Origin of the sequence: Bacillus sp. SJS (assembly GCF_000732485.2) — a bacterium.
GTDB classification, from domain to species: Bacteria; Bacillota; Bacilli; order Bacillales; family Bacillaceae; genus Metabacillus_B; species Metabacillus_B sediminis.
The window spans coordinates 148811-165684 of sequence record NZ_JAQV02000003.1; the positions used below are offsets into that span (position 1 = coordinate 148811).

General features: G+C 37.6%; 20 protein-coding genes. 10 read left to right on the forward strand and 10 right to left on the reverse strand.

Features of this window, described 5'->3' with window-relative positions; all coding sequences use genetic code 11:
- Nucleotides 1-232 precede the first annotated feature (232 nt).
- Complete coding sequence (locus AS29_RS01890; RefSeq protein ID WP_035403981.1) at nucleotides 233-826, reverse strand: TasA family protein; 594 nt, start codon at nucleotides 824-826, stop codon at nucleotides 233-235.
- Nucleotides 827-1372: 546 nt separating this feature from the next.
- Here AS29_RS01890 and AS29_RS01895 point away from each other — a divergent pair.
- The 10 genes from AS29_RS01895 (at nucleotide 1373) to AS29_RS01940 (ending at nucleotide 12034) form a co-directional block, all read left to right on the forward strand.
- A complete protein-coding gene (locus AS29_RS01895) occupies nucleotides 1373-1711 on the forward strand; it encodes a helix-turn-helix domain-containing protein (RefSeq protein WP_035403979.1) in 339 nt (112 codons plus the stop codon).
- A 63-nt stretch (nucleotides 1712-1774) separates the two neighbouring features.
- Nucleotides 1775-3148, forward strand: a complete 1374-nt coding sequence (locus tag AS29_RS20890) for a polysaccharide biosynthesis tyrosine autokinase (RefSeq protein WP_051860473.1) — start codon at nucleotides 1775-1777, stop codon at nucleotides 3146-3148.
- Nucleotides 3145-3957 (forward strand): CpsB/CapC family capsule biosynthesis tyrosine phosphatase, encoded by an 813-nt coding sequence (locus AS29_RS01905; RefSeq protein WP_035403977.1) that lies wholly within the window; start codon nucleotides 3145-3147, stop codon nucleotides 3955-3957. The genes AS29_RS20890 and AS29_RS01905 overlap by 4 nt, the downstream gene beginning before the upstream one ends.
- On the forward strand, nucleotides 3957-5252 hold the full coding sequence (locus AS29_RS01910; protein WP_035403975.1) for an oligosaccharide flippase family protein: 1296 nt from the start codon (nucleotides 3957-3959) through the stop codon (nucleotides 5250-5252). The genes AS29_RS01905 and AS29_RS01910 overlap by 1 nt, the downstream gene beginning before the upstream one ends.
- Nucleotides 5253-5327: 75 nt before the next feature.
- Nucleotides 5328-6449 (forward strand): O-antigen ligase family protein, encoded by a 1122-nt coding sequence (locus AS29_RS01915; protein ID WP_156505835.1) that lies wholly within the window; start codon nucleotides 5328-5330, stop codon nucleotides 6447-6449.
- A complete protein-coding gene (locus tag AS29_RS01920) occupies nucleotides 6424-7674 on the forward strand; it encodes a glycosyltransferase family 4 protein (protein WP_156505836.1) in 1251 nt (416 codons plus the stop codon). The genes AS29_RS01915 and AS29_RS01920 overlap by 26 nt, the downstream gene beginning before the upstream one ends.
- Nucleotides 7598-8764, forward strand: a complete 1167-nt coding sequence (locus AS29_RS01925) for a glycosyltransferase (protein ID WP_082883693.1) — start codon at nucleotides 7598-7600, stop codon at nucleotides 8762-8764. Before AS29_RS01920 ends, AS29_RS01925 begins: the two co-directional genes overlap by 77 nt.
- The gene (locus AS29_RS01930) at nucleotides 8700-10310 is read left to right on the forward strand and encodes a GNAT family N-acetyltransferase (protein WP_197491561.1); all 1611 of its coding nucleotides are present in this window, start codon (nucleotides 8700-8702) and stop codon (nucleotides 10308-10310) included. The genes AS29_RS01925 and AS29_RS01930 overlap by 65 nt, the downstream gene beginning before the upstream one ends.
- Complete coding sequence (locus tag AS29_RS01935; RefSeq protein ID WP_035403966.1) at nucleotides 10276-11073, forward strand: hypothetical protein; 798 nt, start codon at nucleotides 10276-10278, stop codon at nucleotides 11071-11073. The genes AS29_RS01930 and AS29_RS01935 overlap by 35 nt, the downstream gene beginning before the upstream one ends.
- Nucleotides 11036-12034 carry a polysaccharide deacetylase family protein gene (locus AS29_RS01940; protein ID WP_035403964.1) on the forward strand — a complete coding sequence of 333 codons (999 nt, stop codon included), beginning with the start codon at nucleotides 11036-11038 and terminating at the stop codon, nucleotides 12032-12034. The genes AS29_RS01935 and AS29_RS01940 overlap by 38 nt, the downstream gene beginning before the upstream one ends.
- 40 nt (nucleotides 12035-12074) lie before the next feature.
- Here the strand turns inward: AS29_RS01940 and AS29_RS01945 are convergent, their stop codons facing one another.
- From AS29_RS01945 to comGA, 9 genes are read right to left on the reverse strand one after another with little or no spacing between them, the layout of a single operon-like run.
- On the reverse strand, nucleotides 12075-12257 hold the full coding sequence (locus AS29_RS01945; RefSeq protein WP_035403962.1) for a YqzE family protein: 183 nt from the start codon (nucleotides 12255-12257) through the stop codon (nucleotides 12075-12077).
- A 46-nt stretch (nucleotides 12258-12303) separates the two neighbouring features.
- Entirely contained in the window at nucleotides 12304-12795 is a 492-nt protein-coding gene (locus AS29_RS01950) for a shikimate kinase (protein ID WP_035403960.1), read from the reverse strand.
- Nucleotides 12796-12851: 56 nt separating this feature from the next.
- Nucleotides 12852-13232: a competence type IV pilus minor pilin ComGG gene (comGG, locus tag AS29_RS01955; RefSeq protein WP_035403958.1), complete on the reverse strand. Its 381-nt coding sequence runs from the start codon at nucleotides 13230-13232 to the stop codon at nucleotides 12852-12854.
- A complete protein-coding gene (gene comGF / locus AS29_RS01960; RefSeq protein WP_082883696.1) occupies nucleotides 13219-13689 on the reverse strand; it encodes a competence type IV pilus minor pilin ComGF in 471 nt (156 codons plus the stop codon). The genes comGG and comGF overlap by 14 nt, the downstream gene beginning before the upstream one ends.
- Nucleotides 13643-13960, reverse strand: a complete 318-nt coding sequence (locus tag AS29_RS01965) for a type II secretion system protein (protein ID WP_035403956.1) — start codon at nucleotides 13958-13960, stop codon at nucleotides 13643-13645. The genes comGF and AS29_RS01965 overlap by 47 nt, the downstream gene beginning before the upstream one ends.
- A complete protein-coding gene (gene comGD / locus AS29_RS01970; RefSeq protein WP_035403955.1) occupies nucleotides 13944-14396 on the reverse strand; it encodes a competence type IV pilus minor pilin ComGD in 453 nt (150 codons plus the stop codon). The genes AS29_RS01965 and comGD overlap by 17 nt, the downstream gene beginning before the upstream one ends.
- The gene (comGC, locus tag AS29_RS01975; protein WP_035403953.1) at nucleotides 14380-14679 is read right to left on the reverse strand and encodes a competence type IV pilus major pilin ComGC; all 300 of its coding nucleotides are present in this window, start codon (nucleotides 14677-14679) and stop codon (nucleotides 14380-14382) included. The genes comGD and comGC overlap by 17 nt, the downstream gene beginning before the upstream one ends.
- A gap of 11 nt (nucleotides 14680-14690) precedes the next feature.
- Entirely contained in the window at nucleotides 14691-15716 is a 1026-nt protein-coding gene (gene comGB / locus AS29_RS01980) for a competence type IV pilus assembly protein ComGB (RefSeq protein ID WP_035403951.1), read from the reverse strand.
- Nucleotides 15706-16773 carry a competence type IV pilus ATPase ComGA gene (gene comGA, locus AS29_RS01985; protein WP_035403950.1) on the reverse strand — a complete coding sequence of 356 codons (1068 nt, stop codon included), beginning with the start codon at nucleotides 16771-16773 and terminating at the stop codon, nucleotides 15706-15708. The genes comGB and comGA overlap by 11 nt, the downstream gene beginning before the upstream one ends.
- Nucleotides 16774-16874: the final 101 nt, after the last annotated feature.

Below are 16874 nucleotides of genomic sequence, written 5' to 3' on the forward strand. Positions count from 1 at the left end.
TCATAACGGAGTACCCGATCAGCAGCAAACCAGGAATAATGAACAGGAGTGCATTTCCTTCTTTAGACTTAGCATATTCAATAAAATAGCCTATATACGGAATGGTGAAACCTGTGTAATGGGCTGCTGCGTCTTATCAAATGTGATTCAAAGTACTTGTATACCTGCTTTAATGGTTTCTCATAAACAGGTGAAAAGGAAGACAGGAAAGCTCCCGTCTTCCCGGGCTGTCTTACAGCTCTTCGCCTTTACCGTGACGTCCTTCAAATTTCCATTTAAGAGTAACTGAATCACCCTGAAACTCATTTTGCTCTTCATTGTTATCAACAAACTCAAATTGAACAAATAGATCATCCGTTGTTCCTGCTTTTAGACCCTTTCTTTCCATTAGAGGTGTAAATACATTTTTATCAATCACATTAGGGTCCTCGTCCTTTAATTCATCAAGGGTTGTGCTATAAATAACATCATTTAGTTTGTCTGCATTCCATAAGAAATTAACTCTGATGGATTTGCCCAAATCATTTACATTTACGGCAGCACCAGCTTTGTTTGTCACCGTATACTCAGTAGTCAGTAATACCTTTTTAATATCTAAAGTACCGCTGTTTACCAATTTAAAAGCACGATCCATTGTGTCACCCGGCTTGATGTTCTTCACATCAATAATCGTTTCAGGATTTACATTTAAATCAAGCGTACCTGCTGCAAACGATGATGCTGCCTCTGCAGTATCATTAAAATAGGCATATGTACCGCCGCCAATTAAGGAAAAACCAAGCGCTGCTGATGCCAGCCCTAAACCTAATTTTTTCTTTACTCCCATTCTAAAAGCCCCCTAGATTTTAATTTATATTGAACTTTTCTTAATAGAAAAGAATCAACCGCCAGCAATCTTTCTTCAAGCACATTTTTCAATAGAGTCTAACCGGAAATGGGGCGTACAGTCGTTCTTAATAAAGAATACCTATATCTGATTATATATTAAGTCCTAATTAATTGAAAAATCTCGAAAATTGCCATAATATTCACTTTAACGAACATTTTCGTTCTTTTTCTCGAATTATCTAACAATAGCTAACTATTTTATAAAGAACATCCTTTATTAAAAGACGGGCTCAGGCTAGTTATGAAGTTTAGTCTCATATACAAGCTGCCTACTGACACCTCGTTCTCAATTTAAGCTTCAGATTCTCAGATATTCTTTCATAATCAGGTAAAATTTGTGATATATTGTCATTTAATTCTTTTTAAAGAACTAAATCGTTCTTTTTCTCGATATTTCTAAGGATTTCACTCCACTATTGTATTTTATTAAGAATCTACTGTACTATATAATGAACATAGATACTGATAGATAAGGAGTAACCATATGACTTTTGCAGGAAAAAAAATAAGGGAGATTAGAAGGCAAAGGGGCTTTTCCCTGACTGAGCTCGCGGATCAGGCAGGTGTATCCAAATCTTATTTAAGCTACATAGAACGAGATGTACAAAAGAACCCCAGCTTGCATTTCCTAACAAAAATTGCTGAAAATCTTGGTGTTGAGGTTAAGGACCTAATAGGGGAACAGAATAACCAAACCAGGCTTGAACAGCTTGATCCAGAATGGGAAGATCTTTTAAAAACAGCGATAAGGAATGGATTAAGCAAAGAGGATTTTAAGCTTTTTACCGACTATATCCAGTTCAGTAAAAAGCACAGCAAATAAGAAATCTCCTTATTTATTTAACAAGATCATACAAGTATTGATACTTAGGAGAAGAGGATTACTATGGAAAAAACGTTTGAGATTAAAGATCTGCTTAACATCCTCAGGAAGAATAAAATTCTAATAACGTCCATACCGTTTGTATGCCTGCTGATTGGATTTATTTATACGTATTTCATTGCAAGTCCAATATACGAATCGAAAACGGATTTGCTCGTAAATACCACCCCAACAGCAAACACTGCCGAACCTGTATCACCTCTGGAAATAGACGCAAGTCTAAAACTCATTGAAACTTATCAATATATATTAAAGAGCCAAAGAATGGCCGATCTGGTTATTAAGGATCTGGATGGACTTCTTACGGAAGATGAATTTTTAGACAATGTAAAGGCAGAAAGTAACGGAAATTCTCAAATCATCTCTATTATTGTTGAAAACAAAAACCCAGATGATGCAGCCTTAATTGCGAACAAAACAGCGGTCATTTTTCAATCAGAAATAAAAAAACTGATGAAGATTGAGAACGTAAACATTTTAACAATAGCAACCCCTTATTCATCTACTTCTAAACCCATTTTGCTCTTTAATCTATTGCTATCTTTTGCAGCAGGTTTAATTTTGGCCACCATATTTGTGCTTATTAAAGAACTTAAGAACAAAAAATTCGAAAGCAAAAAAGGCATCACTGATTTATTAGGAATCCCTTACCTGGGAGAGATTCCAGCCATTATTCCACAAGGCCCGACAAATAAATATTTAGATGAGCGTTACAATAAATTAGTTGCCCATACTGAACCTCATTCATCTTCTTCTGAAGCATACCGGTCCGTAAGGGCTAATTTAGATATTCTGCGGCAGTCTAAGCAGCCAGTCACCATTCTTGTAACAAGTACCTCTGCAGGAGATGGTAAGTCATTGACCTGTGGAAATCTTGCGGTCACATTGGCTAAGGACAATAAAAAAGTGGTTTTTGTAGATTCAGATATGCGAAAGCCTAATGGACATTCACTTTTTAACTTGCATAACCGATGCGGACTAACAAATTATTTAACAGGGTTTTCAAGTTCAGATGAGATTATTCAGTCTACCGCAATCCCAAAATTAAGTTTTATATCTGCTGGTCCAATTTCACCTAACCCACACGAGCTGATCATATCAAAGAAGATGGATCTACTCATAGATAGATTAAAACAAAAGTTTGACGTTATTTTATTCGACAGCTCCCCCCTTCTGGTATCAGATTCAATCTTACTCTCTGGAAAAATGGATGGCTGCATCTATGTTCTTAATGCCCGTAAAACAAATAGGGATGATGCAAACGAAAAAATAGAGCTTCTGAAAAGAAGTTCAAATGAACTAATAGGGGCTATTTTAAACGAAAAGAAAACTCATAAAAGCAATCCCCACTATTATTACGGAGGTTATATGGGATGATGATCGATTTGAGCTCCAGCATTCTCTCATCAGAAGATGAATCCTTGGTGGATTTTCAACAAGCTTTTACTCTCGCCAAACAGGCTTATAAACAGGAAATTAACCATATTCTTATCATTCAAAATATCAGTGGAAAAGCAAACATTGAAAACTATAACCAATTAGTAAAAAATATTAAACTCTTTAATAACAAGCTTCTTGAAGAAAAAATGGAGATTACTATTCGTCCAGGAATCAAATTGATTTATTCCGATCAGTTAGATAAAGCGTTCAATTTTAGAGTTGAATCCTTAACCATTAATAAAGCCAGCAAATACTTATTAGTTGAAATTCCAGCTGTTTTTAATGTGAGTTCTTTGGAGAGTTTTTTCTATAAACTACAAATTAGAGGGATTGTCCCTATTATTTCCAATGCTGAGAAAGTGAAAACGTTCCAAATGCAGCCAGAAATTTTATATGAATTAGTTCAGAAATCCGGTGCCCTGATTCAAATTTCAGCAAATAACATATTTGAGGGTTCAGATCCGCTTACTTCAGAAACAGCAAAAATTATCATTCAAAGCAGATTGGTCCATCTGCTCGCGTCAAGCGCACAGCATCCAGAAATGAGACCATACAGAATGACTGAAGGATACACTCAAATTGAAAAATGGACATCTCCAGAATATGTTGAGTATCTCAAACAAAATGCACACTCCGTTTGGTTTGGCCATTATTTTCCAATCTATCAGCCATTACCTTTCAACAAGAAACCTCTTAATCATTTAATAAAATTCAAAACATTAAAAAGAACATCAAGCAGGGTATGATGATTAAGAGCATTTTCAGAGATGATTTTATTAGAAGTGTAAGTATTCTTGCAGCAGGTACAGGGTTAGCTCAAATGATTTACATGGTGTCTACGCCAATATTAACCAGACTTTATACTCCAGAGGAATTTGGTATCTTTTCCATTTATCTCTCGATATTATACAGCATCTCATCATTAGGATCGTTATCATATGAACAAGCAATTCCTCTACCTGAGAAAGATCGGGATGCTTACCTTATCTTTTCCCTTTCCATTATCATTAACACATTTATGGCGATTGTTATGATCCTGCTAATGACAATGTTTTGGGCACCAATTACGGAATTATTGCATATCAGAAGTAATATTCTGTTCATGCTATTGCCATTGAGCTTCTTAGGATTTGGAATATTCCAGTCCCTCACATTGTGGGAACTAAGAAAACGAAATTATACAAATGTATCTAAATCAAAACTTACAATGAATGGATCTCAAGCAATTGTGCAAAGCGGACTTGGCTTTTTCTCTGCTGGAGGATTAGGTCTTGTGGCCGGGGAGGTTCTAGCCCGCGCAGCAGGCAGTTTAATCATGATTCGAACATTCAAATGGACCATGTTCCGAGAGATTTCTTTAAAAGAGATTTATACCGTTTTTGTTCGTTATAAGAGATTCCCTCTTCTAACAACTCCTGCGGGGCTGATAAACGCATTCACTTTTCATCTGCCCGCCTTTCTCATTGCATTTAAATTTGGGGCGGCAGAGGCTGGATTTTTATTAATGGCTCAAAGGCTGCTCTCGGTGCCAGAAGCATTAATCGGCAATTCGGCTACACAGGTGTTTACTGGACAGGCAGCCTTCCTTAGAAAAGATAACCCGGGCATGGTACTAAAGTTATTTAGGAGCACTCTTTTAAAACTGGGTAAAGTAAGTATTCCCCTTTTCCTTTTAGGATACGTTGCAGCTCCTGCTTTGCTTCCCGCACTGCTTGGTGCTGAATGGTCTCAGGCGTCGTTTTATTTTCAATGGCTTTCTATATTTTATTTATTGCAGGTACTGGTAAATCCTATATCTAGAATATTCCAAATCTATGAACAGCAAAAACTTCAGCTTCTTTCTGAAATTATTAGGAGCACATTTATCGCTGTTAGCAGTTTGGTCATTTTTTATTCAGATATGAGTCCCTTAAATGCTATTGCAATTCTGAGCGTTACCGGAACCGCTGGTTATGTACTTCATGGGTTTCTTTCTTGGATTGCCATTCAGAAAGGCACAGATGATGATTCTTTGAATGCAATGAACGGACAGGAGGTTTGAAGGATGGATTATAGCATTCAATCCAGAAACTCTGCATTAATCATAACCGGGGTCATCATGTGCTTCAGCTCATTTGTGCTGCTTGAGCCTTCCCCCTTTGACTTAATGGTTATTGCTTTTATTGGATATGCATGTTTATCAGGAAATCTGACTTTCTCAGATGAACTAGTACTTCCTTTATTTTTCCTGCTTCTTTTTTTACTAATCAATATTCTCTCTTCATTTGGTACTGAAGATTTTTCTAGAGGATTGTTCTATGGACTAATAACTGTTTACCTTGCTTTTTCCTGGATGGGTTTGGTCGGGCTGATCGGCAGGTTTGGGGCAAATTTGTACAAGTATGTATTTACTGGCTATACAATTGCAGCCGTTTTATCTGCAATGGCTGGAATAGCCTCCTATTTTGGCTTCTTGCCGCTGGAAGATTCTGTTTTGAGTTTTGGGAGAGTTAAAGGGTTCTTTAAAGATCCCAATGTGTTTGGCCCTTTCTTAATACCGCCGATTTTATTTTGTTTAAGCAGACTCTTTGAAAACAAAAACAGCTATAAACGAACAAATCTCATTACGCTCTTAATATTGGTTGGCGGTGTATTTCTCAGTTTTTCAAGAGCAGCATGGGGGCACATGTTAATTTCTGCTTTCATTTTCTATCTCATAATGCCAGGGCAGTCATCTAGTAAAAAAATAAAATCTATTCTTCAAATTCTGCTGGTTGCATTGCCATTTGCTATCGTACTTTTCTTATTTACAGATGCAAACTCTATGCTTGAGTCCAGAACTTCTTTGCAGGGGTATGATTCGGATCGTTTTGAAACTCAAAACGAAGCATTCAATGTTGGATTTTCCAAAATCCTTGGAATTGGTCCAGGACAGTCTGAAGGCTATTTCAATTATTCCACCCACAGTCTATACGCAAGAATCATTTCAGAAAACGGTGCAATTGGATTACTAGCGTTTTTATTATTTTATTTACTTAGTATTGCTGCAGCATCAATAAAAATTAAGAGTGCCGGTTATCAGTCCGGTGTTTATCTCTCAATCGTTTCCGCTGCCCTAATCGGTCTTCTATTTAATAGTTTTTTTATAGATACACTCCACTGGAGGCACTTATGGCTATTGCTTGCACTTTCATGGCTGCCTCTTACAAATAATTTAAAGGCGGTGCACAAAAGTGAAAATAGTCCAATTAATAACTAGATTAGATGATTTAGGCGGCGCGCAGATGCACCTTAGAGATCTGGTTGTTGAACTAAAGGCAGAGGGTCATGACGTAAGTGTTATAACAGGCAAGATTGGACCTGTTTCAGAATATTTAGTTAAGCATGGGGTGAACGTGATTCATCTTCATTCGCTTGTAAGAGAAATTCATCCTTTTTTTGACTTAAAGGCCGCCTTAACTTTAAGAGACTTGCTTATTGTCCTTAAACCCGATTTAATAGCCACTCATTCTTCAAAAGCAGGCCTGATTGGGAGAATAATAGGAGCAAACCTAGGTATCCCAACGATTTTCACTGCTCATGGATGGGCATTTACTGAAGGGGTTTCTTATAGAAAGAGAAAAACCTATCAATTGCTTGAAAGATTAGCCGCTCCCTTCTCTTCAAGGGTGATTACAGTTTCAAACTATGATTATGAACTGGCTCTTAAACATCAAGTAATTCAGGATAATAAACTAAGTATGGTATGGAACGGTGTAAAAGACTTTCCTAACATAGCTCTCTCAACAGTCTCCTCACCCATACCCAAAATTGTGATGGTTGCCCGTTTTGCAGAGCCTAAAGATCATCTATCGCTTGTTAAGGCCCTAAATGAGCTTAGGACAATTAATTGGGAACTGCAGCTTATTGGAGACGGCCCAATGAAAGCGTCCATCGAACATTATGTCGATTCTCTTCAGTTAGGAGACAAAATTAAGTTTTTGGGCTCAAGAAATGATGTCGAAAGCTTGCTGTCTCAAGCAGATATTTTTGTGCTCCTATCAAAATATGAAGGCCTCCCTCTCAGTCTTATAGAGGCATTAAGAGCGGGATTACCTGTTATTGCCTCAAATGTTGGCGGTGTTAAAGAGATTATCTTAAATAATAAAAATGGATACTTAGTGAACCCAGAGGACAAGTCAGACTTGATTCTTAAACTTATGCAGCTCATCCTATCCAGTGAAACCCGATCACGCATGGGGAAATTAGGGCGCAGAATTTATGAGGAATCATTTACGTTTGAAAAGATGATGAACCAGACCTTATCCATTTATAAAACTGCGCTGAATGATCATCACAATCTGGTATCATTTCAAGAAAAAAAACGCATTCTTAATAGAAAAAAGCCAAATTTAAGGAGGACTATCCGTGAACGTGAAGAAGAACAAAATCCTTCATCTAATAGCATCAACCAGTATAGGAGGAGCACCGGAAATCGTCCATAATTTAGTGAAATACGGGAATAAGACTGATTTTAATATCCACATCGGGACAACAGATGATGGACCTTACTTTGAAAAATTTATGAAGGATGGCGCTACTGTAAAGGATTTACATCTATTTGGCTCTAAATTCAGTTTAATCACGATATTTCGTTTAATTTCTTATTTAAGAAAAGAGAAGTTTGATCTTGTTCATACACATGGGGCCAGAGCAGGATTTTTCTTTACGATTGCCTCTCTATTTTCAAGAGTACCTTCTATTCATACCAGTCATGGTTATTCTTATGAAAACAAAGATCAATTTGCTGCGAAAAGATTTTATGTATTCATTGAAAAATTAATTTCTCTAAAGTCAAATAAAATCGGATGTGTCTCTCATAGCGATAAAAATATTGCGCTTTCGGAAAAAGTGGCCAGAAAGGAAAAATTGGTTGTTGTCCAAAATGGGATCGATTTTATCAACTCTTTACCTGATTCCGATTTAAAATTACGAGAATTTTATAATATTGGCAGCAATCCTCTAGTCGGTACAGTTGGGAGGATTACCAAACAAAAAGGCCCCTTTTTATTTTTAGATGTGGTTGAATTATTATTAAAAGAATACCCGACTGTAAAAGCTGTATGGATCGGTGATGGTGATTTAAAAGAGGCTATGACGAAAGAAATAGCTAACCGGAAGTTAAACGACTTTGTGTATTTGTATGGTTCAAAGAGTGATGCATCAAGAGTGATGAAACAATTCGATGTGTTTCTTATGACATCACTATTCGAACCCTTTGGTCTGACTGCTCTAGAAGCAATGTATAGCAAAGTGCCAATTGTCGCCTCCAAAGCCGGAGCCCTTCCATCTATTATTACACACGATGTAACAGGCAGGCTGTTCGACCTGGATCATCCGAAACAGGCGGTAATTTCTATTATGCAGGCATTAGAGGAAAAAAAATCTTCCATGATTACTTCAGCCTTCCATCATGTGACAGCAGCCTATGATGCAAGAAAAATGGTAAAAGAATATGAAGCACTATATCATGAAATTCTGCAAACAGGCAATTCTGAAGGATCTAAAGACAGGCTCGTTAATTATGGAGCTTAATGTCATTACTTCTTTTAAGGATTTACAGTTACAACGTGACAGCTGGACTAGTATTCTTGCTGAAAAAGGAAATACAATCCCCTTTATTGAATGGGATTGGATCAATTGCTGGTGGAAACATTACGGTCATAACTTTGACCTCCGTGTTCTCCAGATCATAAGAGAAGAAAAAATAATCGGTTACGTTCCCTTGATTAAAGAAAAAAAGAGATTCTATTCAAGCTATTCATTTATGGGTAAAGATAAAGCGAATTACATGGATATTATTGCGAGCTCTTCTGATTATGAAATTGTATTTACTGAAGGTATAAATTGGCTGAAAGATCAAAAAGAAAACATCATTATTGAAATCAACGGAATCTACGCTGGCCCATTGAAGCAGCAACTAATAAATGATGTCATCAAGGAAGCTGGCTTGCACTTTTTTCATGAAAACACACCTGCTCCCGCTATTGAGTTTGCTGGCCTGGAAGCCGAATTATTCGTAAAAAAACGAAGCAGAAAACATGGGATGGACCGCAAGGAAAAAAAACTGCGAAAACATGGAAAGCTTTATCTTAAAGAAATCTTTTTAAAAGATATGGATTCCATCTTTTACCTCCATAAGAAGCGCTGGAAGGACAGAAGAGATACAAGCGGTTTTTCATCGGAAACAAATATAAATTTTTTTAAGGAATTAGTTCAATTAAAATCCAATACTGTCGTTACATGTGTAGATGGACTGTATTTTGAAGACAAATTAATAGCTTTCTACTACGGATTCCAAACGAGAGGAAGGTATTTATACTATTTACCGGCCCATGATGACGATTTTGGTGTATACAGTCCTGGAAGGCTTTTAATGAAAGAAAAAGTTATAAATTGTATGGATCAGGAAACAAAAACCTTTGATTTAAGTATTGGCTATGAATCTTATAAGATGGACTGGGCGAACTCCGTATCGTATGTCAGCTCTTTCACATTAGTAAACGGAAGAATGTTTATCAAACTTGGATTCTCAATGTTGAAATTGAAGCAAATAATAAAAGGAAGAATGAAAAAGAATAAAAAGCTTGTTATGTTCATTCGAAATAAAACGTATAAATTACGCCCTATTTCGCTGTTAAACAAGATTTTTCAAATGGAAATGTTTTATCAATATGTTTGGCAGGAAAATCGCGATAAAAGAATTGTCCCAGAACAAAAAACAATGAAGGATTTAGACTTCATCTGCCAAGCTACCGGAAAACACAAGGCAGAAATTATCAATCGTTTTTACAAAAATGATCAGTGCTATATGGATAACGATAAAATAGTCTGCTGGATAAAAAATATTAATTCTAATCCAATCATTTATGACTGCAATCTTAAGGAAATTGGGACATACAGCCTTCCAGTTACCAAACTTCCCTATCAAATCTATTCATCCTATAAGTCAAATGATGATCATTCTACCTATACCGGATTCCATTTGGAAGTAAGATTTGCCGGAAAATCCTTTATCATTTCAAGAAAAAGAAAGGAGAACCATAATGATCTCCATAATTCGGAACAATTGGACTCTTAAAATATGTACCATTTATTTCAATGACGAACAAAAACCTATACCATCAAATACAGACATAATTGGTTATGTGCAGCAAACACCGGCCGATGGAAAATTAGATCCTTTTATCACCTTTCATGTCGATTTATCAAAAGAAGAAAATGAATTATTTGCTAATATGAATAGATCCACAAAAAATCAAGTGAATAGGGCTTTACAAAAAGATGGTTTTTTATTTGAAGGTAATTCTTGTCCTAGTGATAGTGATTTACTAACATTCCAAAACTTTTACAATAAATTTGCCATTGGTAAAAAAACGAATCTTTGCAGCAGCTATCATATGGAAACCATGAAACGATTCAGAGAAAATTCCGGACTTTACTTAACAAAAGCTTTGGATAAAAACGGAAAAATACTATGCATGCATATCTATATTTCGGATAATAAGAGAGCAGCAATGCTTTATTCAGCATCCCACTTTCGAAGCATGCAAGAACGTGACAGCCGGAAAGAAATAGCCCGAGCCAATCGTTTTTTGCACTGGGAAGGGATACGTTTTTTTAAGAATCTCAGAATGCAAATATACGACTTAGGCGGCATTACAGACCAGCCCAGCATAGAAAACTTTAAGAGAGGCTTTGGGGGAATGAAAGTTATCGAGTATTCAGGTTATATACCTCTCTCATGGAAAGGCAGTCTGATTCTATATTTAAGGAAGATAAAAACCAGGAAAGGTGGGAGGAAATTTGTCAAACCAGAAAGGCACCTTCGTCATCTCACTTGACTTTGAAATGCATTGGGGAGTAGCTGATCTGTTCACCAGTGATGAATATCGGGATCGGCTTATGGGGGCAAGAAGAGGAATCCCAAAAATATTAAACAAGTTTAATCAATACGATATTCATGCTACATGGGCAACTGTTGGATTCCTTTTCGCTTCATCAAAGAAAGAGCTTCAATCCTATACACCAGATTTGAAACCAATGTATCGAAACGAAAAATTGTCTCCATATCGACTTTTCAATGAGATTGGAAATAATGAGCAGGAAGATCCACTTCATTATGCACCATCTATCATTGAACACATAAAAGAATATAAAAATCAAGAAATTGGAACTCACACATTTTCACACTATTACTGCTTAGAGAAAGGCCAATCACGGGAATCGTTTGAGGCTGATTTAATGGCCGCTGCTAAAATAGCCAGTGATAAGAATGTTACTTTAAAAAGTATCGTATTTCCTAGGAATCAATTTAATGAAGAATACCTGATGCAGTGTGAAAAAGCAGGAATTTCATCTATTAGAGGCACAGAAGACTCTTGGATTTACAAACCAGGTACACGCTGCAGTGAATCAAGTTTAAAAAGAGCAATCAGGCTCGCTGATGCCTATATAAATTTAACTGGTTCTAATACATATTTAATTGAACCGTTTAATGGAACCGATATTCTAAATATTAAAGCAAGCAGGTTTTTAAGGCCATGGAACAAAAAGTTTTCATTTCTTGAACCATTGAAAATTAATCGCATCAAGCGCAGTATGACATATGCCGCCAAAAAGAAAGAGGTCTTTCATCTATGGTGGCATCCACATAATTTTGGATTTAATCAGAAAGAAAATCTTCAGAACTTGGAATCTATTCTTGATCATTTCAAAAAGTTAAATAAAGAGTATGGCATGCAAAGTTCGAATATGGGTGAATTAGCAGAGCTAATTTCGAAACGATATGAAAAAGCTGTTTAACAAGCAGAAAAAGATAAAAACCTAGATACTATACAGGTTTTTATCTTTTTCTCTTCTTCATCCAAAGCATTACTGAAATCGGCAGAACACCAAACCAGCGACTCCAAAATGGCGTTCTCGTTTCCTTTTTAAATTCCTTCTGCTGCTGTCTCTGTTCCTTTGGAGTATCCATATATTTTACGACTTGCTGGGTTACATATTTTACATAATCATTGGAAGACATGCTCATTCCTCCTGTCCTTACAATCAGTATGGACAGAATGGAGGATTTATAATCTGGAAATGATGTCGTCCGCTATGTCATGAGGGGTTTTGCCGGTTGTATTAATTTTTACAGATCCGTCCAGGTAGCAGGACAGCCTGCTCTCATACAATTTTTCAATTTGGTCTTTTGATTTTTCTTTTAGCAAGGGACGTGCTGTATCTTCTTTAAGCCGGTCATAAAGAACATCAAAATCACAATGCAGAAAGAAAATTTGACCCTTCGTTTTTAAAACATGGCGGTTTTCTTCTTTTAGCACAGCCCCGCCTCCGGTTGTGACGACAGCTGGGGCTTCTGAAAGATGCTGGAGCATTTCTGTTTCGAACTCCCGGAACTTCTCTTCCCCATATGCAGCGAACATTTCTTTAACCGACATCCTGTATTTTTTCTCTAAAAGCTGATCCGTATCGTAGACTGGGAGGTTTAATTTTTTCCCAAGCTCCATGCCTGCTGTTGTTTTTCCGGCTCCCATAAATCCGGTTAATATAACTAATCCCATCTGTATCACTCCGTTAATTCGATGGTTACTATCATACATCGAACCGCAGATTGAGTCTACCATTCATACCATTTCGATATTAATTGTTTAGCTATGCTGTATTCATAATAGGCATAATACTTCGTCTCTTTATTAAGAGTCATTTCCATGGAAACACTTTTCGTGTCCGGAGATACCGGCATAATTGTAAAATGAATTGTTCCAAGTGTATCTTTAATGTCAAACTCTCCTGTAAAACCTTCTTTGATCATTTTTGTGGATTGAGCTGCACCTGTATAGGTCAGGTGCTGAAGAAAATAAAATTTTTTCGTGTCTGCATAATATTTTTTCTCTATTACGAGAAGATTTGTTAAATGGATTGCTGTCATGAAAAACAGCAGAACCAGCATGACGGTAAAAGGATAGATAAAACCGTTTCTGATGTTATCCCGCTTCATTGTTCACACTTCTGATTGAAAGAGTGCGGGACTTGCCGACTTTACTTATTACATGAATTATTATTCGGTTCTTTATGACCTGTATTTCAGCTTTATCAACCTTTTGCAGAACAATCTCATTTCCAGTCTGATTTACCTGTCTTCTTATATAGCTTCCGTATCTTTGATAGCTCACCTTCTGCCCTAACCGATTGGCAAAAGTGAGAGTTTCTCCAGAAATAACAGGGGATTCTGCCCCCTTTAATTCCAAAATCGCCTGCTCGCTGAAAAACTCCCATTCCAAATTGCTGATATCGCGGTACCCTTCCATTGATGTGTGAAAAAATGAAATAAGCGGAAAAAGAGACGTTACAATCAAACTGAAAATCCCCAGTGAAAGAAGCATATTCAGAAAGGAAAAGCCTCCTGAATCAGTGATTTTGAAAGCAAAACTCTCTTTTCTTACCACTGGCTTCATTCCAATGTATACAGGATTGATCCAACTTATTGAGAATTTTATACTGGATTCCTCCTTCTTTGAACAACTCTGCTTCCTTAAAATCCTGCTCCATGACCCGATCCGTCATACGGTTTTGCAGAAGTTTAATAGCCTGAATCTCCAGTGATGAGCTTTCACGTTCCTGCATCATAGAGACGATGCTGGGCAATAAAGTCAATACAGCTAAACACCAAAGGGAGAAGGCCGCGATGGATTCAAGAAGTGAAAAACCTTTATTGTTTGCTGACAACAAACCGCCCCTTTCCCAGATAGAATGTTATCTTAAAGGTTTGCTGTCTATATACCACCCGTATTTTGCCGCTTGCCGAGATATTACCGTTTGCGAGAAAAGAAACTTTTAAACCTAATGTGTCCGTGATGAGCTTCATTCCTTCAGGCAGCTTCCTCTTTATCAAATCTTCTGTCACATCTGCACGTCCCAGTCTAATTCTGTAGCCGGTTTCTTCTTCATCGAACATCAGTGTACAAGGAACACGGATCATGACGGCGTGCTGCTGTGCAAAAAGGATGTCCTTTTGAAGCTGATCAAAAAACTGCTCCGCAATCAGCTCTTCCTGAACCGGTTTGAAGGAAACAATAGCTGTTAGTGAAAGCACGGAAAAGATAGTAAGAACGATGAGGGTTTCTATTAATGTAAAACCATTCCTTTTATTTTGCTGCTTCAATAACCGCTCCATTTGAATCTAAAGTCACTTCTGTTCCATCCGGGCACTTATTTGACTTAATGTATCCTTCTGTTTTTAGTACAGCAATAGTCGGTACTGCCTCCTTATTCATTCTATATGCTTCCGCTTGAGCTGAAATCATATTGCGCAAACCGGAGCAGCCCTTGTTTTGGATATTGCTGCTGTGATTCGCAATGTTAGGAATGGTAACCAGCAAAAGGATCGTAATGACGAGCAGAACAATCAGCATCTCAATCAGTGTGAACCCTTTTTGATTTTTCATATCATTTCCTCCTATATTTGATCGATCATTTGATACATGGGGAGAATCATCGACAGGTAAACAAGCAGAACAATGAGGCCGACTGCACTGAAAACGGCTGGCTGGATGAAGGATGCGGCGGATGACAGTTTGGATTCGAGTCTTGTAAGCGTGTACTGACTGTATGTGTACAATTCTCGATGCAGCAATCCGTTTTTTTGTCCATATGCTACGATTTCCGGGAGCTGCTTGTCGTAATAATTCTTGTCGAATACTTTTTCAAAATGCTCACCGTTCCTTAATCGATTGATCATTTCTTTTGCTTCCTCACAAAAAAACGGATGCAGAGTCTGCTCACTGAAAACCAGTAAGCTTTCGTAGTAAGATAACCCGCCCTTAAGAAGCGTGCTTAGCTGAAGGCTGATATAATAACTGTTAAACAGCTTGAACCCCTCTCTTAGGATTGGAATTTTCATTAGCAGCCTCATTTGAGAGGAAGGCTTGATTCGTCTGAAATAAAGGAAATAATACCCAATGCATAAGCCTGTTGTCGAAGGAATAATGACTGCAGCTGCTGACAGGATTTGAAAGCTTGCAAGCAAGGCTGCATTAAAAGGAGAGGGTTTCATGTTCATAGAATCGTATACTGAAAGGAATTGCGGGGCGATCACTTGCTGGACGATATATAAAACTCCTATCATGATAAAAATCAGCAACACAGGGTAGCGAAGCATTTTGCTGATTTTTTTGTATTGCTCCTGCTTTCGATAGAGCAGCTCTGCACTTTCATTTAAGGAAAAGGCTAAATCTCCATGCTGTTCAGCAAAATACAAATAGGTAACCACATCACGGTGAAATTTCAATTGCTGCATGATTTGGAAAAACGGGGTGCCGCGTTTCAGCTCCTCCAAACAATAGAGGAGATCTGTCCTCTTTTTCTTATCCGTTTGAAGCGATAAAAAACGGAGCGCTTCATCCAATGAATAGCCTTTTCGTACAAGGCTGTTTAAACGGGTGATAAACAGGGACTGGTCACTGCTCTTCCAGTTAGTCTTCATTTGAAAAAATCCATCTGTGATAGGCTGAACTGGATAAAAACCCTAGGGCAATCCCCTTTTTAATCACATCTTTTAAGGTTGGATACTCTTCTATTTCTTCTTCCCCCCTTGTTTCCTTAAAAGCAGCAGCAAGATTTTTTCCATAAAGAAGTTCAAAAACGGCCGCTTTCCTCACCTTCCTCATTTTTTTGCAAAATGGCGAACATTTTCCAGTACAGAAAGGACACTTTATTTCCACAAGTCTTTGCGCAGAAACCGCAATAAGCGTCTGTTCTATTTCTGCCTGTGGAACCCCAAATTCAAGCAACCTGTATAGCGCACCCTTTGCATTCCTCGTGTGCATTGTGCTTAATACCAGATGCCCAGTTAATGAAGCCCGAATTGCTATTTTCGCTGTTTCTGAATCCCTGATCTCACCAACCATAATAATATCCGGATCATGTCTTAAAATAGCCCTCAAACCGGATGCATAGGTAATACCTGCCTTTTCATTCACCTGTACCTGCATCATTTCCTGATTTCGCGCTTCCACCGGATCTTCAAGGGTAATAATGTTCCGGTTAAAATGTTTTTTTGCATGGTTAAGCAGTGAATACAGGGTCGTTGTCTTGCCTGAGCCGGTCGGGCCAGTAAAAATCATTAAACCGTGAGAATGATAAAAGAAGGATAGGAGCTTTTTCGTTGCAGAGGGAAACAGAGAAATCCGGGATGATCGAGGAACTTTATCACTGGACAGGAGGCGGATAACCATACTTTCTTCATAGATTGTTGGAAGAGTAGAAAGACGGATTGGGATTTCCAAGTCTTTTAATGCAATTGATAATGCTCCGCTTTGCGGCTTTCTTCGTTCCCCAATGTCCATTGATGCCTCAAATTTCAAATGAGATATGAGACGCTGAGACACATCCCTGGGGAGCTGCTGCTGTTTGAGGAGATCATCATCAATTCTGTACAGAACCTCTGTGTAATGTTCTTTTGGAACGATATGAATATCGGAAGCATGAAGCTCGACTGCCTGATTGACTACATTAGCACATAATGCTTCAATTTCCTGCAATGAATCCCTCCCCTTTCACCTATTTGATTTGAAGTATAGACCGTATTAACAAATCCGTCATATTCCTGTTTCCGCTTTTTAACACAGGATATTGGGGAAAA

Bases quoted from the DNA above. Each gene is read 5' to 3' on its own strand.
- AS29_RS01890 (WP_035403981.1), bottom strand. From the start codon at position 826: ATGGGAGTAAAGAAAAAATTAGGTTTAGGGCTGGCATCAGCAGCGCTT.
- AS29_RS01895 (WP_035403979.1), top strand. From the start codon at position 1,373: ATGACTTTTGCAGGAAAAAAAATAAGGGAGATTAGAAGGCAAAGGGGC.
- AS29_RS20890 (WP_051860473.1), top strand. From the start codon at position 1,775: ATGGAAAAAACGTTTGAGATTAAAGATCTGCTTAACATCCTCAGGAAG.
- AS29_RS01905 (WP_035403977.1), top strand. From the start codon at position 3,145: ATGATGATCGATTTGAGCTCCAGCATTCTCTCATCAGAAGATGAATCC.
- AS29_RS01910 (WP_035403975.1), top strand. From the start codon at position 3,957: ATGATTAAGAGCATTTTCAGAGATGATTTTATTAGAAGTGTAAGTATT.
- AS29_RS01930 (WP_197491561.1), top strand. From the start codon at position 8,700: ATGAAATTCTGCAAACAGGCAATTCTGAAGGATCTAAAGACAGGCTCG.
- AS29_RS01935 (WP_035403966.1), top strand. From the start codon at position 10,276: ATGATCTCCATAATTCGGAACAATTGGACTCTTAAAATATGTACCATT.
- AS29_RS01945 (WP_035403962.1), bottom strand. From the start codon at position 12,257: ATGTCTTCCAATGATTATGTAAAATATGTAACCCAGCAAGTCGTAAAA.
- AS29_RS01950 (WP_035403960.1), bottom strand. From the start codon at position 12,795: ATGGGATTAGTTATATTAACCGGATTTATGGGAGCCGGAAAAACAACA.
- comGG (WP_035403958.1), bottom strand. From the start codon at position 13,232: ATGAAGCGGGATAACATCAGAAACGGTTTTATCTATCCTTTTACCGTC.
- comGF (WP_082883696.1), bottom strand. From the start codon at position 13,689: ATGAAGCCAGTGGTAAGAAAAGAGAGTTTTGCTTTCAAAATCACTGAT.
- comGC (WP_035403953.1), bottom strand. From the start codon at position 14,679: ATGAAAAATCAAAAAGGGTTCACACTGATTGAGATGCTGATTGTTCTG.
- comGB (WP_035403951.1), bottom strand. From the start codon at position 15,716: ATGAAGACTAACTGGAAGAGCAGTGACCAGTCCCTGTTTATCACCCGT.